The following is a 15132-nucleotide window of genomic DNA, read 5'->3' on the forward strand; positions in this document are numbered from 1 at the left end:
CCCGCCGATCCGCAAATACGCCCGGTATGAGCTGGATCGGCGGGCACACCGCAGCATCCACGCTGCATCGGCCTCGACCCGGCGAACGTCGCCTGACCTCCACTAGCCTTCAGGGATGCCCGCGCTGAGGTCCCGCACCGTCACCCACGGCCGCAACATGGCCGGCGCCCGCGCCCTGCTGCGGGCGGCCGGCGTCGAGAAGGACGACCTGGGCAAGAAGCCGATCATCGCGGTCGCCAACTCGTACACGCAGTTCGTCCCCGGCCACACGCACCTGCAGCCGGTCGGGCACATCGTGGCGGACGCGATCAAGGCGGCCGGCGGGATCCCGCGGGAGTTCAACACGATCGCGGTCGACGACGGCATCGCGATGGGCCACGGCGGCATGCTCTACTCGCTGCCCTCGCGCGACCTGATCGCCGACAGCGTCGAGTACATGGTCAACGCGCACTGCGCGGACGCCCTGATCTGCATCTCCAACTGCGACAAGATCACCCCGGGGATGCTGAACGCCGCCCTGCGGCTGAACATCCCGACCGTGTTCGTGTCCGGCGGCCCGATGGAGGGCGGGACCGCGACGCTCGTCGACGGGACGGTCCGCACGCGCGTGAACCTGATCAGCGCGATCTCCGACGCCGTCGCCGACGAGGTCTCCGACGCGGACATCGCTCTGCTGGAGGAGGCCGCCTGCCCCACGTGCGGCTCGTGCTCAGGAATGTTCACCGCCAACTCGATGAACTGCCTGACCGAGGCCCTGGGGCTCGCGCTGCCGGGCAACGGCTCGATCCTGGCGACGCACACCGCTCGGAAGGACCTCTACGAGGCGGCCGGCCGGTGCGTGGTCGACATCACGCGCCGCCACTACTACGAGGACGACGCATCCGTGCTGCCCCGGGCCGTCGCCACCCGCGCGGCGTTCGAGAACGCGATCGCGCTCGACGTCGCCATGGGTGGGTCCACCAATACCGTCCTGCACGTCCTGGCTGCCGCGCAGGAGGCCGAGCTGGACTTCACGATGAAGGACATCGACGCGATCTCCCGCCGCGTGCCGTGCCTGTGCAAGGTCGCCCCGAACGGGATCTACCTGATGGAGGACGTCCACCGCGCCGGCGGCATCCCCGCGATCCTCGGCGAGCTGCGCCGCGGCGGGCTCTTCAACGATGACGTGACGACCGTCCACGCGCAGACCGTCGACGAGTGGCTGCTCGCGTGGGACATCCGCAGCGGCAGCCCGTCGGACGAGGCGATCGAGGTCTTCCACGCCGCGCCCGGCTGCGTGCGGTCGGCCACCGCGTTCTCCCAGTCCGAGCGCTGGGACACCCTCGACACCGACGCGGCCGACGGCTGCATCCACGACGTCGGGCACGCGTACTCCCAGGACGGCGGCCTGGCGATCCTGTACGGCAACCTCGCCGTCCGCGGGTGCGTCGTGAAGACCGCCGGCGTCGACGAGTCGATCCTGACGTTCACCGGGCCGGCGGTCGTCGTCGAGTCCCAGGACGAGGCCGTCGACATCATCCTCGCGGGCAAGATCAAGGAGGGCGACGTCGTCGTCATCCGCTACGAGGGGCCGCGCGGCGGACCGGGCATGCAGGAGATGCTGTACCCCACGTCCTACCTCAAGGGCCGCGGCCTCGGGAAGGCGTGCGCGCTGATCACCGACGGGCGCTTCTCCGGCGGCACCTCCGGCCTCTCGATCGGGCACGTGTCGCCCGAGGCGGCGTCCGGCGGCACGATCGCCCTGGTCGAGAACGGCGACCCGATCGTCATCGACATCCCGAACCGCGGCATCACGCTCGACGTCCCGGACGACGTCCTCGCCGAGCGCCGCGAGCGGCTGGAGTCCGGCGGCGGCTACGTCCCCGCCGCCCGTGACCGGGTCGTCTCCCCCGCTCTGCGTGCCTACGCGGCGATGGCCACGTCGGCCGACACCGGCGCCGTCCGCGACGTCAACGCCGTCGAGCGCGCGGTGGCGGCGGCGGCCGACTCGCGCAACACGCCCGTCGCGGGATAGGCCTCGCCGCGGGTCCTCGGACCCTGCGTCGCCATCGGCACGACGCAGGACCCCGGCTCCCGGCCGTCAGTGCTCGTGGTGCGCGATCTCGCGCAGCTGCCGGTATTCGTCGGCCGTGATCGCGCGCCCGCCGACCGTCGACAGCGCCGGGTCGCCGGCGAGGTAGGTGTCCTCGTTCTTCCGCCAGACCGCGAGGTAGCGGTAGAAGGGGACGACCGGATGCAGGTGATGGACCAGGTGGTAGTTCTGGTAGAGCAACATCAGCGACAGCCAGCGCTCGGAGCCGACGCGGTTGCGGGTCGCCTTCAGCTTGTCCTCGGCCGGCGTGTGGTGCAGCCCGTTGTGCGGCAGGTAGTCGAAGGCCCAGCCGAGGAACAGGACGTTGAGGCGGCACGGGATGTAGAGCACGACCAGCGCGTCCACGAGGTGTCCCGTGGCGATCGCGGCCACGGTGCCGGCGATCCACACGAACAGCGCGAGGCCCTGCTCGACCTGCTCCGCGCGCGGCCGCTTGGGCAGCTTGGGCAGGTAGAAGACCATGTACCAGAGGTCGATGGTCATCCAGCGCAGCGGCATCTGCCAGCGCGGACCGCGCATCGTGTAGTGGTCGGGGTCGCTGCCGTCGTGGTGGTTCGTGAACCGGTGGTGCTGCATGTGGATGAAGCGCCACGTCGGGTAGCTCGCATGCGGGGCGAAGAGCGGGACCGCGAGCCGCCCCATCCACCGGTTCAGCCGCGAGTTGTCGGACGCGGAGTGATGACCGGCGTCGTGGGCGACCGTGAACAGCAGGTACGAGCAGAGCGTGTTGACGGGGATCGCGAGCCACCACGGCGTGGTCCCCGTGAGGTACAGCGTGGTCGACGCGGCCCAACCGGCGAGGCCGACGAGCAGCAGCGCGAGGGTCGGCCACGCGACCGTGGGGACCGGCTCGGCGGGATCGGGGATGCGGCGGACCGTCACGGGCGACGGCGGCGGGGCGGTGGACATGCTGCTCCTCTGCTCGGGTGACCTCGTGCGTCGACAGTAGTGCGGGTAGGCGGCCCGACCTAGGGGCGAACGGCACGAGTGGATGTGCAGACCGCACATTCCAAAGCGTCCGTACGCGCCTGCTTTTCGCGCTCACTCCTCCGGCGCCGGCCCGAGACGCTCCGCGAGCACGAGGGCCAGGAACAGCTCGGTCGGCCGGTCGTCCAGCGGGCGGCCGCGCAGGTCCTCGCCCCGGTGCACCCGCTGCAGCACCGTGTTGCGGTGCACCCCGAGCACCCGCGCCGCCGCGGCGATCCCGCCCCGCGGAGCCAGCACCGTCAGCAGCGTCGCGCGGACGGTGGCGGTCGCCGCGTCGGGCCGCGCCAGCTCGCCGAGCGTGGAGCGGACGAAGTCCCGGGCCGCGGGCAGGTCGGCAGTCAGCAGGTCGAGCAGCGCGGAGTCGTCGAAGTGGGCGGTGCCCGTCTGGACGCCGGTGAGCACCGCCACCCGCCGGGCGCGCTCGGCCTCGTCGCGACTGCGCCGGAACCCGTCCGGGCCGGGCTGCACGGCGCCGAACGCCGCCGCGACCTGCCCCGGCGCGCGGTCGATCGCCGCATCGACCGCGGCCCAGTCGGGGACCCCGCCGCCCGGCGGCGAGGCCCAGCCGGCGATCAGCTGCGGGCCCTCGGGGAGCAGCAGCGGACGGCCGTCGCCGAGGGCCTCGGCGATCGCCTGCGCCGCGCGTTCGAGCTCCGGCGCCTCGCCGGGCGTCCAGCACAGGAAGGCCAGCTGAGGCCGGTCGAGGCGGTACCCGAGGACCCGCTCGGCGGCGCCCCGGTCGAACGGGACCCCGTCCAGGATCGTGCGCACGACGTCCGCCCGGACGACCGAGGCGCGCCGCTGGCGGCGCTCGCGCTCCGCGAGGTGCTCCGCGCTGACGCGCGAGGAGACGATGTCGATGTACTCGACCATGAACACGGTGCTCTGCTCGACGGCTCGCAGCATGCGCTCGCGATCGGCGACGCGCCGGCTGAGCTCCGCGGTCCAGTGCTGCACGAGGTAGCCGTGGCCGAGCCGGTAGAACCGCAGCGTGTCGTCGACCTCGGCCCCTCGCTTGGCCATCGCCCGTGCGTGCTCGAGCGCGGTGACGGGTGCCTCGGTGGCGGCGGCCGGGATGCCGTTCACGAGCATCGACAGGATCGTCTCCACGTTCGACCGGCAGGACGCCTTGGTCAGCCCGCCGAGCTCGGCCGACGAGCCGACGGCCTGGATCCGGCCCTCGAGGTGCACGTACATGTCCTCGGCCAGCGGCTCGACCCGCTCGAGCCAGGCCCCGGCCAGGGCACGGACCTCGGGCTCGAACGGGTCCGCGGTGCTGTCGGGGCGGTCGCTCATGACCGCAGCCTACGGCGCGGCATAGGCGGTGTGCACATCGTTGGTCGTTCTGGGTTCAACCACGCCCGCCGCGGAGAGGATCGGGCCATGGCCGACACCCCGCGCGTCCGGACCTTCGACCTCGCGGACCTGCGCCTGAGCCCGACCGCTGCGCTGTTCGAGGGCGGGCCGCGGGCGGGCACCGGCACCACCATGTTCGTCGTGCGCACACCGCCGGGAGGGTTCGTCGAGCTGCACACCCACCCCTACGCGGAGACGTTCCTGCTGCTGGAGGGCAGGGGGCGGTGGACGGCGGACGACACGGTCGTCGAGCTGCAGCCCGAGCAGCTGCTCGTCGTGCCCGCGCACACCCCGCACGGGTTCCGCAACATCGGTGCGGTTCCGCTGCTCGTGGTCACCGTCCACGAGTCCGGCACGCTCCACCAGACGTTCCTCGGCACCGATCCGGCGTAGCCGGCACCCGGGGGCGCGACGCCGGAAGTCGAGGGGGGCTTCCCCAATGCGGGTCCGGGGGGCCGGCAGCAGAGTGCGCTGCATGACCTCCACCCCGCTCCTGTCCACCACGAACCTCCGCCGCGCCGCGCTGCTGACGGTCGCCCTCGCGGGGCCCGCCGTGCCCGGCTCGGCCTTCGCTCTCGAGGCGCGCCCGCCGGTCAACTGCAGCGTGTCACCCGACGCCGCTGCATCCGACAGGGCGGACGGCGTCGTCGTCGGCACCCCGATCGTCCTGCATGCACAGGCGCCCGCCAACGCCCGCGGGTCGGTGCACTGGTACGTCGGCTACGGCAGCGATCCGGACGGGGCACCGCTGCGGGCGGTCGGCGTCACCGACGGCCCCGGGTCGACCATCGCCATCCCGCACAGCCCGTCCGTGCCGGGCGCACAGCGGGCGATCATCACCTACCGCGACGACGATACGTCCGCGACGTTCGGGGACGTCGAGACGCCCTGCGGCGTGACCTTCTACGCCCGCGCGGTGCCGAACGGCGCGCCGACCGCCGTCCTCGACGCGCCGGCGACCATCACCGCGAAGGTCCCTGCGACGTTCGACGCGGGGCGCTCGACCGACCCCGAGGGTCAGCCGCTGCGCTACCAATTCGATCTCGACAACGACGGCGCCTTCGAGGTCGACAACGGCACCAGCCCCGTTGTCACGTACGCGTTCCCGCAGTCCGGCACCCGCATCGTCCAGGTGCGCGTCACGGACCCGGCCGGGCAGATCGGCGACGCGCAGCTGATGATCCGCATCGCCGCCCCGGGGCCCGTCTCCGGCCCGGGGAAGCCTGGTCCGGGTGGGCCCGGCCCCGGTGGGCCCGGCCCGGACACCGCCGGGCCGGACCGGGTCGCGCCGTCCGCGATCGTCAGGGTCAGCACGGTCCTGAACTCGATCGAGTCGCTGGCCGGCGGCTTCGCGATCGCGGTCGATCCCAGCGAGGACTTGACCTACACCGGCCGGGTGACCATGCGGTACAAGGGCAGGACCCTCGTGCTGGCGGCGACCACCCGGCGCGAGAGCCTCTTCAACTCCGGCGGCGGCTTCGTGCGCAGGACGATCCCGCGCGGGAGCACCACGACGTTCGTCCTCGCGAACACCCTGCGCAAGGGCACCGTGGTCCCCGTGACCGTGACGCTGAAGCTCCGGGACGGCGCCGGCAACACCTCGACCGTCACCCGCGTCGTCAAGCTGAAGAAGCGCTACGAGGGGTCCGGCCGCCGGGGCTGACATCTGAGTCCTTCGCGTAGAGCGGCGCCGCATCGGCGACGCCGCTCTCTACGAGCCTGAATGCTCGGGAGCCTGAGGTGGTGGCACCTCGGCGTCCCGCTCCGGGAGCCCATCGCGCGCTGTGCGCGTCACTGCCCCGCACCGATCTTGTCACGTTCGCGCTCAGTTTTGCAACTCGACGCACAAGCGCGACAGGCCGTCTCAGCTCACGCCGGGGACTGCGCGCGCCGTGAGGACGAGGCCGAGCCCGACGATCAGCAGCGTCGAGAGCGCCGGCACCGCGGCGCTCAGGCGCCCGGAGAAGGAGACGCGGCTCGTGTAGCCGCGCATCTTGACCACCGCCAGCCCGATCGCCGAGAGCGTCCCGGCCAGGCCCGCGGAGAACGCGACGATCAGGATGAGGCCGAGCACGATCTCGTGCTGGCTGAGCGCGGCGAGCAGGACGACGAGCGCCGACGGGCACGGCACGAGCCCGGCGGACATGCCCATGGCGACGAGGGTCCGACGCGAAAGCTCGTCCGGGATGTCGTGCGAGTGCCCGTGCCCGCCGTGCGCGTGGCCGTGCGCCTGCGCGTGATCGTGGCCGTGCGCCTGCGCGTGGTCGTGGCCGTGGGCCTGGGCGTGGTCGTGGCCGTGGGCCTGGGCGTGATCGTGGGCTTGCGCGTGGTTGTGGGCCTGCGCGTGGTCGTGGGCCTGCGCGTGGTCGTGGCCGTGAGGCGCCGGGGGGGCCGCGTTCCGGGCCTGCTCCGCGCGCCGGTCCCGTCCCCAGCGCACCCGCGACCGCAGGACGCTGAGCCCGATGCCGACGACCAGCAGCCCCGAGACGAGGTTCAGCCACGGGTAGAGCTGCTCGGGCAGGATGTAGGCGGACAGCGCCAGCGTCACCAGGCCGAGCGCGAACACCCCCGCGGTGTGCGTGACCGTGACGATCAGGCCGAGGGCGAGCGCGTGGCGCGGCCGGCCGCGCCTGCCGATCAGGTACGCGGCGACCATCGTCTTCCCGTGGCCCGGCGACAGCGCGTGCAGTGCCCCCCACGCGAACGCCGCGAGCAGCAGGAGCAGGAAGATGCCGTCACCGTCGCGCGCGCGGTCGAAGACGCCGGCGAAGCCGTCACCCGACCGGTCGGCCTCCTCGCCGGTCGTCCGGCGGCCGTCCGGCGCCTGCAGGGTGCCCGCGCCCGGGGCGACCGTGAGCAGGGCGTCCCGGACGTCGGACGGGCTGCTCAGCAGGTCGGCCGGATACCGCCGAAGCCCGTCGGTGGGGTCCGACGCCGGGACATCGGACCGCGTCGCCGTCCCCGAGCCGGGCGCGGCGATGACGGCCTTCCAGCCCAGGCGGTCGGGGAACGTCCCGTCGCGCACGGTCACGCGTCGTGCGTCGCGGACACGGACGACGCCGCGCAGCTCGACGCGGGTGGTGTCCAGGCCGCCCTGCCCGCGGGGGTAGGTCACGCGCCCGCCCGGCGCGAGCGCCAGCCTCGTCCGCCGTCCGCCGACGGCCACGACGAGCCGCTGCCCGACCTCGCGCCGCGTGGCCCCCAGGACCTCGGCGGGCGTGAGCCCCCGCGCCTGGAAGGTCGGGATCTCGGCCTTGTCCAGGATGTAGCTGACGTCGACCCGGTCCGCGCTCACGCTGACCGTCGTCTGGTGGTTGACCGTGAAGTTGCCGAGCGGGTGCGCTGCCGCGGCAGCCGGGAACGCCGCGGGAGCAGCCACGGCGACCGCCGCGGTCACGACCGCGAGAAGCGGCCGCAGCGCGGCGTGCAGGCGGCAGGTCACCCGAGCGACCGGAGCGCGCGGCGGGCGCGCGGCGCGTGCAGCGGAGAGAATCGCGGAGCCTGCCGTAACAGTCCGCCGAGCAACCGCCGCGCTGCCGCCGGCTGACCGGCGGCCCGGGCGCTCATGCCGGCGTGATAGACGGCCAGCGGCTCGCGCCAGCCGAGGCGGAGCGCCCGTCGCGCCCATGCGTACCCCGCCTTCGGGGAGCCTGCGCGGGTCAGCGCCCAGCCGAGCGCGTCGGCCGCCCGGACGCTCGGCGCCGCCGCCCACGCCCGGCGCGCGAGCCCGACGCCCTGGCGCGGCGAGCCATGGTCGGCCTCGAAGATCGCGAGCTCGACGTCGGCGTCGACTCCGCCCGCGGCCAGCAGGCGGCGCTCGACGGCGACGAGCGCCAGGTCCTCGCGCGCCTGCCGCGTCCGCCCGGCGGCCAGCTCGGCCTCGCCGAGGGCGACGATGTACTCGGGTAGCGGCAGCTGCGCGACGACGCCGCGCAGCGTGGTGATGGCCCCCGCGAGGTCGCCGCGGGCCGCCGATGTCCGCGCCATTCCGGCTCGGGCCGCGGGGAACGCCGGCTGCGCCCGCAGCGCCGAGCGGTAGGCCGCGCGGGCGGCGGCGACCCGACCGCGCCCGAACTGCAGGTTGCCGAGCAGCGTCTGCACGTAGGCCGCGCCCTCGGGGGTCGCGCTGCCGGCGGACACCGCCAGCCGCATGGTGGCGACGGCAGACGGCAGGTCGCCGTGCAGCTCCTGGAAGTACGACGCACGCGCGTACGCGGGCAGACCGGGCTTGCCGTCGACCAGCCGCTGCAGCACACGGCCCGCCTGGTCGTAGCGGCCGAGCTCGACCAGGGCGTCGATCACCACCGGGTACGCGCCGTACGCGGCCGGCGCCAGGCGACGCGCACGCAGGCCGTACTGCAGCGCGGCGGCGAAGTCGTGCCGCGCGAGGGCGAGCGTCCCGAGCCCGATGACGGCGTCCACGTTGCGCGGGTCGCGCGCGGTGGCCCGCCGCAGGACCCCCTCGGCCCGCGTGTAGAACCCCGGGTCGCCGGTCTCGCGCACGTGCTGCAGGTACGCCCCGCCGAGCGCCGCGTAGTTGGCGGCCGTGCCGGCCGCGCGGACGGCCCGCTGCAGCACGGCGATGCGCTCGTCGTTGCCGGCTCCGGGCGCGACGACGTCGGCGCGCGCGGTGACCGCCGCCACGGGCGAGCGGCCCGCGTCGCCGTCGTCGTTGACCACACCGAAGACCGCGAGGGCGCCGCCGAACACGAGCAGCGGCACCCCGAGCTTCAGCGTGCGCCCCAGTGCGGCGCGCATCCGGCTACGGGACGCTGATCCCGGGCACGTCCGGCGGGACGATCTGCGGACCGATCGGGATCGGCGGGGTGTCACCCGGCAGCGTCGGCAGGTGCGGCGGCTCGATCCGCTGCGACGGGCGCTGGTTGAACCCGTTGTCCGGCACCGACTGGTAGGGGAACGTCGGGAGGAACGGGCGGTCGTCCTGGTCCACGCCGTCCCCGAGCGGGAGCTTCCGGTTCTGCAGGAAGCCGGCGACCATCTGGATGTAGATGTCCGTCGCGTCGTCGGCCAGGCGTCGCCCGTTGGGGAAGCCCGCGTCATCGCCGCCGATCACGCCGAAGCGGTTCGGCGTGCGCGCCGGCGGGATGCCGAGGTTGATCTTCAGGGTGTCGGCCGGGGTCGGCTTGGCCTTGTCGATCTGGTTCAGGCCCGGCATCCCGGTGAGAAAGACGCTGACGAGGTCGGTGCGGTTCTTCTCGGGAGCGTCGATGCCGAGCGCGTTGACCGTCTTGACCTCGTTGATCTGGCGCGCGACCTCCGGCTCCAGGACGAACCGCTGGATCTCCTTGGCGTCCTTGTCCGGGGTCGTTGCGTTGAAGCGGTCCTTCAGCGCCGCGGGGATGAAGAGCTCGTTGACGAGCGGGTTGCCGAGCCGCGAGACCTGCACCCAGCCGCCGCGCGAGCCCTTCGTCTTGTCGAAGCGGGCGTTCGTGACCTCGACCTTGCGCCGCTCGGTGGACGCCCACACGCCGACGGTCGCGTTCGCGTCGTCGGGTCCGCCGACCGCCTTCCCGTCACGGGTCACGTCCTCCTCGGGCACCTGCATCGTGATCGTCTGGATCGACGTGCCGGCCTGGGTGTCGATCCCGCCGCCGGTGTTGCCGAGCCCGAGCCGCAGGTTGACGTTGTCGAACGCCACGCCGAGGTCGATGAAGAACGCGTCGTTGCGCTGCCCGGCGAAGTACTTGCTGCGGCCGATCGTCCGGATCGCCTGGTTCGCGACCTTCGCGTAGTTCGGGAAGGTCTTGGGGCCCGCGTTGCCCGGGGCGACCGGGAGCCCGCTCGCGATCTGGGTCGTCCCCGTCGAGCGTCCGTTGACCAGCGTCTCGCGGACGATGCTGTAGGTCTGCCGCGTCTGCAGCTTCGGGTCGTCGATCGACTGCACGCCCGACCGCGCCTGCCGGTAGGACGTGCTGCTGAACGTCGACTTGAAGACGTAGCGGTAGCGGATGTCCGCGCGGCCGTCGCCCGTGTTGTCGATCGAGATGTAGTAGCGCGCCCGGTCGTCGAAGCGGAAGAAGTTCGGCCCGTTCGCCGGGTTGCCGCCGGGGACCCAGTTGGCGACGACGGTCAGCGCCTCGGGTGCGTCGTCGGCCTTGAACGCGTAGGTGTCCGTGTTGTCCGCGGACGGGTCGAGCATGATGTTCGGCGCCTCGCGGTGGCTGGACCCCGAGCTTCCGGAGACAGCGACGCCGGCAGCGGCCGGGACGGCAAGGACAACGAGCACGACGGACAGCTTGTTCACGATGGGCCTCCTAGAGCGCCCCAGCGACGACCTGGGCCTGAGCGTGCATCACGCGCACAGGGGCACCGCGGTTCACTACGTGGCGCGCGCCCGGTCGGCGACGGCCGAAGCGGCGCGCGGGAGCAGCCCGGTGATCCGATCCGCGATCACGAGGCGAACCCCAGGGCGTGAGCAGCCCCTTCAGGATCGCCGCCGGCGCCGTGGCCTGCTGCAGCGCGATCGCCCTCGGCGCATGCGGAGACGGTGCGTCGGCGCCGGCGGGGGCTTCGTCGACCGGCGGCACGACGACGCCGGCCGGGCGCACGTCGCTCGTGCCCGTCGTGGCGGGCAAGCCGATCGCCGTCGGGGGCACGCCGGTGGCCGTCGCCTACGGGTACGGGGCCGTCTGGGTCGCCGACCAGGCGCGGGGGACCGTCCAGCGCATCGACACCGGGACCCGGCGGCGCGTCGGGCGCCCGATCGCCGTCGGGCCTGCGCCGGTCGCCGTCGCCGTGGGCGAGGGCGCCGTGTGGGTCCTGGGCGCGGACGGCGCGGTGCGGTCCGTCGCGCCGGCCACGAACCGCCTGCGCGGCAGGCCGGTCCGCGTGGTGGGCGCGAGCGCTCTGGCTGCAGGTGTCGGCGGCGTGTGGGTCGCGGGCCGCGTCGGCGGCACGCTGACCCGCATCGATCCACGGACCCGGCGAGCCGACCGCCCCGTCGCCGTGGGCCGGGGCGTCGCCGACGTCGCCATCGCCGGCGACGCCGTCTGGCTGGCGAACGCCGGCACCGGCACGCTCCGGCGGGTCGATCCCAGCACCCGTCGCGTGGGGCCGCCGGTCGCCACGGGCGGCGGGGCGCTGCTGGCCCTCGCGGCCGGCGACCGCGAGCTCTGGGCCGTGCGGGCGAGCGGCCCCTTCCGCGACCGCCTGCAGGCCGTCCGGCTGGATGCCGTCACCGGCAAGGTCACCGGACGTCCTGTCGCGGTCCGCGGCGGCGTGCCCCTCGGCCTCGCGGTCGCCGCCGGGTCGGTGTGGGTGACCGACGTCGGCGGCCGTCACGCGCCGGGCGCCGGCCGCCCGGGCAGCGTCACCCGCATCGACGTCCGCCGCCAGGCGGTGGACGGGCAGCCGCTACGGGTCGGCCGGCGGCCGTCCGCGATCACGGCCACGGCGACCGGGGTCTGGGTCGCCAACACGGCCGGCGGCACCGTGACGCCGATCGAGGAGCGGCCATGAGCCGACTCCTGCCCACCTGCGCGCCAATCCCTAGGTGCTGCGAACGGTTCGCGATAGCGTCGGCCGCGACGTCCCCCGTCACCCTGATGGAGATCCGATGTCCCTGACCCTCGCCATGCATATCCCCGACGGCTTCCTGAGTGGCGGCGTCGCGGCCGGTGCCGCAATACCGGCGATCGCAGCGGTCGCGTACGGCCTGCGGACCGCCGACCGTGAGCTGGACGAGGCGCGCGTCCCGCTGCTCGGCGTCCTGGCGGCGTTCATCTTCGCGGTGCAGATGCTGAACTTCCCCATCGCCGGCGGGACGAGCGGCCACCTCCTGGGCGCGACGCTCGCCGCCGTCCTGCTGGGTCGCTGGGTCGCCTGCCTGGTGATGGCCGTCGTCCTGCTCACCCAGGCGTTCGCGTTCGCCGACGGCGGGATCACCGCGCTCGGGGCGAACGTCCTGAACATGGGCGTGCTGGGCGCGCTGCTCGCCGGCTACGCGGTCACCGCGGGCCGCCGTGTGCTGCCTGACACGCGCGTCGCGTTCCTCGGGCTCGTCGGCGGGGTGGCGTGGCTCGCGGTCATGGTCGGCGCGGCGGCGACGGCGACCGAGCTTGCCGTGTCGGGAACGGTCTCCCTCGGGACGGTCCTGCCGGCGATGCTCGGCGTGCATGCGCTGATCGGCGTCGGCGAGGCCGTCATCACCGTGGCCGCGGTCAGCGCCGTGCTCGCCGCGCGGCCGGACCTGATCGCCGGCGCCGACGTCGCGCATCTCTCCCCCGGTCCGCCGCCGCGACCGGCCACCGGACGGGAGGTCACGACGTGAGGGCCACGTCCACCCGCCTGTTCGTCATCCTCGCGCTTGCAGTCGCGATCGGCTTGGCGACGGCTGTCTCGCCGTTCGCCTCCGCGTCGCCCGACGGCCTCGAGAAGGTCGCGCAGGACAAGGGCTTCGTCGACGACGGTCGCCTCCACGCACTGCAGGACGACGCGCCGGTCCCCGACTACGCCTTCCCGGGGATCGACGACGAGCGGCTCGCGACGGGCGTCGCCGGGTTCACCGGGACCCTCGCGGTCTTCGCGCTGGGCAGCGGCCTGGCCTACGTCATCCGCCGGCGCGCGGCGGGTCGCCCGGGCGCGACCGGCGCGCCGGCCACGTAGCGCAGCCGCGGATGGCAGACGCCTGCAACCACTCGCTGGCGCTGACGCAGCTCGCGGGCGACACGGGCAGCCGCGTCCACCGGCTCGACCCGCGCGCCAAGCTGCTCGGGCTGCTGACGGTGACGTTCGTGGTCGTGTCGGCCCCGCTCGGCCGCTGGCCGGTCTACGCCGCCGGCGCCGCCGTGCTGCTCGCGGTCGCCGCCGCTGCGCGGATCCGCCCCGGGGACCTGTGGCGCCGGGTGCGCGTGGTGCTGCCGCTGGTCCTGCTCGCCGCCGCCCTGCTGCCGCTCCTGCGCCGCGGCGGCACGAGCTACGACCTCGGACTGCTGACCGTCCACCAGGCGGGGCTGGAGATCTTCGGGGCGGTCGCGGCGAAGGCGACCATCGGCACCTCGAGCGCGGCGCTGCTCGGGATGACGACCGCCTTCCCCGCCGTGCTCCGCGGCCTGGAGGCGCTGCGCGTCCCGCGGCTCCTGATCCTGATCGCGGCGTTCATGTACCGCTACCTGTTCGTGATCGTCGAGGAGCTGGGCCGCATGCGCGCCGCGCTCGCCGCACGCGGGTACCGGCCGCGGCACGCCCTCCAGGCGGGCGCGATGGGCCGGGTGGCGACGGCGATGTTCCTGCGGACCTACGGCCGCGGTGAGCGCGTCTACCTGGCGATGCTCGCCCGCGGATACCAAGGCACGATGCCGCGCCTGGACCCGCTCGTCCTGCAACGCGCCGACGTGCTGTTCGTGGCCGTGATCGCCGGCTGCCTGCTCCCCGTCCGGATCCTCGCGGGTACCCCGTGAGCTGCGTGATCCACGCCCGCGGGCTCACCTACCGGTACCCGGGCGGCGGCGGGCAGCCGGCGCTGCACGGCGTCGACCTGCACGTCGGGCACGGCGAGCGCGTGGCCCTGCTGGGCCCCAACGGCGCCGGCAAGACGACGTTCATGCTGCACCTCAACGCGCTGCTGACCGGGTCCGGTGAGCTCGAGGTCGCCGGCCTGGCCGTCGGCCCGAAGACCGTGCACGAGCTGCGCAGCCGGGTCGGGCTGGTGTTCCAGGACCCCGACGACCAGCTCTTCATGCCCACGGTCGCGGAGGACGTCGCGTTCGGCCCGCTGAACCAGGGTCTCGACCGGGCCGCTGTCCGCGCGCGCGTCGCGGAGGCGCTCGGCGCCGTCCGGATGGACCACGTGGCCGACCGGGCGCCGCATCAGCTGTCGATGGGCGAGCGGCGGCGCGTCGCGATCGCGACGGTCCTCGCGATGCACCCCTTGCTGCTCGTGCTCGACGAGCCGTCCGCGAACCTCGATCCGCGGGCCCGGCGCGAGCTGCTGGACGTGCTCGCCGGGATCGACCGCACCCTCCTGGTCACCACGCACGACCTGCCCTTCGCCGCGGAGCTCTGCGAGCGGGCGGTGATCCTCGCCGGTGGCCGGGTGGTCGGCGACGGTCGCTGCGAGGACGTCCTCGCCGACGCGGCGCTGCTGGCCGCGCACGACCTCGAGCTGCCGGCGGGCTTCGACCTGGGCGCGGTCCGCCGCCGGCCCCGTCCCGCCCCGGGCCCGTCCGCGGCCGCCGCGGGCCCGACCGGTGGTACAACGATCCGATGACCGTCGCCCCGCGCCGCGCCGCGCTGAAGTTCGAGAGCGTCGACGACATCGCTGCCGCGATCCGGGACGGCGGCGGCCGCCTCACCGCCGCGCGGCGCATCGTCCTCGACGTGCTGTTCGCCGCCGACGGCCTCGTCTCCGCCGAGGCGATCGCAGGCGGGCTCGACGGCCGCATGATGACCTCGGACCTGAGCTCGGTCTACCGCAACCTGGAGCGCCTGGAGGAGCTCGGGGTCGTCCGCCACGTCCACCTGGACCACGGCCCGGGCCTCTACACGCTCGAGCGCGACACCGAGTACCTGATGTGCGAGGGCTGCCGGCGCGTGGACCCCGTCGACGCCGCCCGGCTGGACGACGTCCGGTCCGCGATCCGCGACGCCTTCGGCTACCACGCCCGCTTCAGCCACTTCCCGATCGTCGGCCTGTGTGCCGACTGCGCCGGCCCGCGGAAACCCGGCTGACCCCGCCG

At 74.1% G+C, this 15132-nt stretch carries 14 protein-coding genes; 9 read left to right on the plus strand and 5 right to left on the minus strand.

Features of this window, described 5'->3' with window-relative positions; translation table 11 throughout:
- Positions 1 to 115 precede the first annotated feature (115 nt).
- Positions 116 to 2014, plus strand: a complete 1899-nt coding sequence (gene ilvD, locus DSM112329_RS16865; protein ID WP_354697720.1) for a dihydroxy-acid dehydratase — start codon at positions 116 to 118, stop codon at positions 2012 to 2014.
- Positions 2015 to 2080: 66 nt separating this feature from the next.
- Here ilvD and DSM112329_RS16870 read toward each other — a convergent pair whose 3' ends face one another.
- Together DSM112329_RS16870 and DSM112329_RS16875 are read right to left on the minus strand one after the other, a co-directional pair.
- The gene (locus DSM112329_RS16870; RefSeq protein WP_354697721.1) at positions 2081 to 3001 is read right to left on the minus strand and encodes a fatty acid desaturase; all 921 of its coding nucleotides are present in this window, start codon (positions 2999 to 3001) and stop codon (positions 2081 to 2083) included.
- A 132-nt stretch (positions 3002 to 3133) separates the two neighbouring features.
- Positions 3134 to 4375: a helix-turn-helix domain-containing protein gene (locus tag DSM112329_RS16875; RefSeq protein WP_354697722.1), complete on the minus strand. Its 1242-nt coding sequence runs from the start codon at positions 4373 to 4375 to the stop codon at positions 3134 to 3136.
- 87 nt (positions 4376 to 4462) lie between these two features.
- Here DSM112329_RS16875 and DSM112329_RS16880 point away from each other — a divergent pair, with 87 nt between their 5' ends.
- Positions 4463 to 4828 carry a cupin domain-containing protein gene (locus DSM112329_RS16880; protein ID WP_354697723.1) on the plus strand — a complete coding sequence of 122 codons (366 nt, stop codon included), beginning with the start codon at positions 4463 to 4465 and terminating at the stop codon, positions 4826 to 4828.
- An 82-nt stretch (positions 4829 to 4910) separates the two neighbouring features.
- Complete coding sequence (locus DSM112329_RS16885) at positions 4911 to 6098, plus strand: PKD domain-containing protein (RefSeq protein ID WP_354697724.1); 1188 nt, start codon at positions 4911 to 4913, stop codon at positions 6096 to 6098.
- 201 nt (positions 6099 to 6299) lie between these two features.
- Here DSM112329_RS16885 and DSM112329_RS16890 read toward each other — a convergent pair whose 3' ends face one another.
- The 3 genes from DSM112329_RS16890 to DSM112329_RS16900 are packed head-to-tail and all read right to left on the minus strand — an operon-like array spanning position 6300 to position 10700.
- A complete protein-coding gene (locus tag DSM112329_RS16890; protein ID WP_354697725.1) occupies positions 6300 to 7877 on the minus strand; it encodes a sulfite exporter TauE/SafE family protein in 1578 nt (525 codons plus the stop codon).
- Positions 7874 to 9193, minus strand: coding sequence for a tetratricopeptide repeat protein (locus tag DSM112329_RS16895; protein ID WP_354697726.1), 1320 nt, complete (start codon positions 9191 to 9193; stop codon positions 7874 to 7876). Before DSM112329_RS16895 ends, DSM112329_RS16890 begins: the two co-directional genes overlap by 4 nt.
- A gap of 4 nt (positions 9194 to 9197) precedes the next feature.
- A complete protein-coding gene (locus tag DSM112329_RS16900; protein ID WP_354697727.1) occupies positions 9198 to 10700 on the minus strand; it encodes a DUF4331 domain-containing protein in 1503 nt (500 codons plus the stop codon).
- Between the two features lie 167 nt (positions 10701 to 10867).
- On the opposite strand from DSM112329_RS16900, the gene DSM112329_RS16905 reads away from it, so the two are divergent.
- From DSM112329_RS16905 to DSM112329_RS16930, 6 genes are all read left to right on the plus strand, one after another.
- Complete coding sequence (locus DSM112329_RS16905; protein ID WP_354697728.1) at positions 10868 to 11914, plus strand: hypothetical protein; 1047 nt, start codon at positions 10868 to 10870, stop codon at positions 11912 to 11914.
- 97 nt (positions 11915 to 12011) lie between these two features.
- Complete coding sequence (locus tag DSM112329_RS16910; RefSeq protein ID WP_354697729.1) at positions 12012 to 12725, plus strand: energy-coupling factor ABC transporter permease; 714 nt, start codon at positions 12012 to 12014, stop codon at positions 12723 to 12725.
- Entirely contained in the window at positions 12722 to 13060 is a 339-nt protein-coding gene (locus tag DSM112329_RS16915; protein ID WP_354697730.1) for a PDGLE domain-containing protein, read from the plus strand. Before DSM112329_RS16910 ends, DSM112329_RS16915 begins: the two co-directional genes overlap by 4 nt.
- A gap of 11 nt (positions 13061 to 13071) precedes the next feature.
- Positions 13072 to 13854 (plus strand): cobalt ECF transporter T component CbiQ, encoded by a 783-nt coding sequence (gene cbiQ / locus DSM112329_RS16920; protein WP_354697731.1) that lies wholly within the window; start codon positions 13072 to 13074, stop codon positions 13852 to 13854.
- 5 nt (positions 13855 to 13859) lie between these two features.
- Positions 13860 to 14663: an ABC transporter ATP-binding protein gene (locus DSM112329_RS16925; RefSeq protein ID WP_354702489.1), complete on the plus strand. Its 804-nt coding sequence runs from the start codon at positions 13860 to 13862 to the stop codon at positions 14661 to 14663.
- The gene (locus DSM112329_RS16930; protein WP_354697732.1) at positions 14660 to 15124 is read left to right on the plus strand and encodes a transcriptional repressor; all 465 of its coding nucleotides are present in this window, start codon (positions 14660 to 14662) and stop codon (positions 15122 to 15124) included. Before DSM112329_RS16925 ends, DSM112329_RS16930 begins: the two co-directional genes overlap by 4 nt.
- The last annotated feature ends 8 nt before the right edge of the window (positions 15125 to 15132 follow it).

The organism is Paraconexibacter sp. AEG42_29 (assembly GCF_040581415.1).
Classification (GTDB): Bacteria; Actinomycetota; Thermoleophilia; order Solirubrobacterales; family Solirubrobacteraceae; genus Paraconexibacter.

Excerpts from the sequence above, each read along its gene's own strand:
- DSM112329_RS16895 (WP_354697726.1), bottom strand. The coding sequence starts at position 9,193 with ATGCGCGCCGCACTGGGGCGCACGCTGAAGCTCGGGGTGCCGCTGCTC.
- cbiQ (WP_354697731.1), top strand. The coding sequence starts at position 13,072 with ATGGCAGACGCCTGCAACCACTCGCTGGCGCTGACGCAGCTCGCGGGC.
- DSM112329_RS16910 (WP_354697729.1), top strand. The coding sequence starts at position 12,012 with ATGTCCCTGACCCTCGCCATGCATATCCCCGACGGCTTCCTGAGTGGC.
- DSM112329_RS16875 (WP_354697722.1), bottom strand. The coding sequence starts at position 4,375 with ATGAGCGACCGCCCCGACAGCACCGCGGACCCGTTCGAGCCCGAGGTC.
- DSM112329_RS16880 (WP_354697723.1), top strand. The coding sequence starts at position 4,463 with ATGGCCGACACCCCGCGCGTCCGGACCTTCGACCTCGCGGACCTGCGC.
- ilvD (WP_354697720.1), top strand. The coding sequence starts at position 116 with ATGCCCGCGCTGAGGTCCCGCACCGTCACCCACGGCCGCAACATGGCC.
- DSM112329_RS16885 (WP_354697724.1), top strand. The coding sequence starts at position 4,911 with ATGACCTCCACCCCGCTCCTGTCCACCACGAACCTCCGCCGCGCCGCG.
- DSM112329_RS16870 (WP_354697721.1), bottom strand. The coding sequence starts at position 3,001 with ATGTCCACCGCCCCGCCGCCGTCGCCCGTGACGGTCCGCCGCATCCCC.
- DSM112329_RS16930 (WP_354697732.1), top strand. The coding sequence starts at position 14,660 with ATGACCGTCGCCCCGCGCCGCGCCGCGCTGAAGTTCGAGAGCGTCGAC.